2 protein-coding genes and 1 pseudogene are annotated in these 1,127 nt (G+C 72.1%); all 3 read right to left on the bottom strand.

The window, feature by feature from the left end:
• On the bottom strand, window positions 1–262 hold a 262-nt coding region (locus G3I19_RS36585), incomplete at its 3' end, for a glycerate kinase (RefSeq protein WP_164267958.1).
• A gap of 83 nt (window positions 263–345) precedes the next feature.
• Window positions 346–852 (bottom strand): methylated-DNA--[protein]-cysteine S-methyltransferase, encoded by a 507-nt coding sequence (locus tag G3I19_RS36580; protein WP_164267957.1) that lies wholly within the window; start codon window positions 850–852, stop codon window positions 346–348.
• Window positions 853–884: 32 nt separating this feature from the next.
• Window positions 885–1,127: pseudogene (locus G3I19_RS36575) on the bottom strand (DNA-3-methyladenine glycosylase); the annotation flags it as partial.

Below are 1,127 nucleotides of genomic sequence, written 5' to 3'. Positions count from 1 at the left end.
GCCGCGCGAACGCCGCGGTCACCTGCTCGCCGATGGGCCCGGTGACCCGTACCTCGTGCCGGCCGAACCCCGCCGCGACCGCGGCGGCGACGGTGCCGTCCCCGCCGTCGGCGACGGGCAGCGTCTCGACCTCGACGCCGGGGACGATCCGCCGCAGGCCGGCCGTGACCCGCTCGGCGACCTCCACGGCCGTGAGGGACCCCTTGAATTTGTCGGCCGCCACGAGCACCCGTGCGGCTTCAGTTACTGCTCCGTCCGTCACCTTGTTTATCCCTTGCTTTCGAACAGGCAGTCGCGCCGCTCCGACCCTATCCGCACCACAGGCCCGCTGCCCATGGGGACCGGTCAGAAGAGGGTGTGCTCCTCCGGCGCCGCTACGCCCGACTCGAAGGCCAGCAGCCGCTGCTTGCGGTCGAGCCCGCCGCCGTATCCGGTGAGGCTGCCGGTCGAGCCGATGACGCGGTGGCACGGGACGATGATCCCGACCGGGTTCTTGCCGTTCGCCAGGCCGACGGCCCGTGAGGCGCCGGGGCTGCCCAGCCGGTCGGCGAGATCGCCGTACGAACGGGTCTCGCCGTACGGGATCTGCCGCAGCTGCTCCCAGACACCGCGCTGGAAGGGCGTGCCCGCCAGGTGCAGCTCCACGGTGAACTCGGTGAGCTCGCCGGCGAAGTACGCGGCCAGTTCCTCCTTCACCTGCCCGAAGGGCCGGGGGTCGGGTTCGCCGAAGGTCTCGTCGGGCGGCCGGTGGCGCTGTTCGGTCATGTACAGGCCGCTGAGCAGGCCGTCGGTCGCCACGAGCGTGAGCGGACCGTACGGACTGCCGAACACGGTGTGCTGCTTCGCGGACATGAGCGTTCTTCTCTCTTCTGTGCTGTGCGGTGTCAGACGGGCAGATTGTTGATGGGGTGCGAGTCGGTGGCCCACAGGTACTGCACCGCGTACGCCCGCCAGGGCCGCCAGGCCGCGGCTCTGGCGGTGAGCGCCGCGGGGGTCGACGGCAGCCCCAGCTCGCCCGCCGCCCGCCGGATGCCCAGGTCGGTGGCGAGGAAGGCGTCCGGGTCGCCCAGGGCGCGCATCGCGATGACCTCGACGGTCCAGGGGCCGAAGCCGGGCAGTCCGAGCAG

The organism is Streptomyces sp. SID10853, assembly GCF_010548145.1.
Classification (GTDB): domain Bacteria; phylum Actinomycetota; class Actinomycetes; order Streptomycetales; family Streptomycetaceae; genus Streptomyces.
This window is presented reverse-complemented; position numbering and strand designations above follow the sequence as displayed.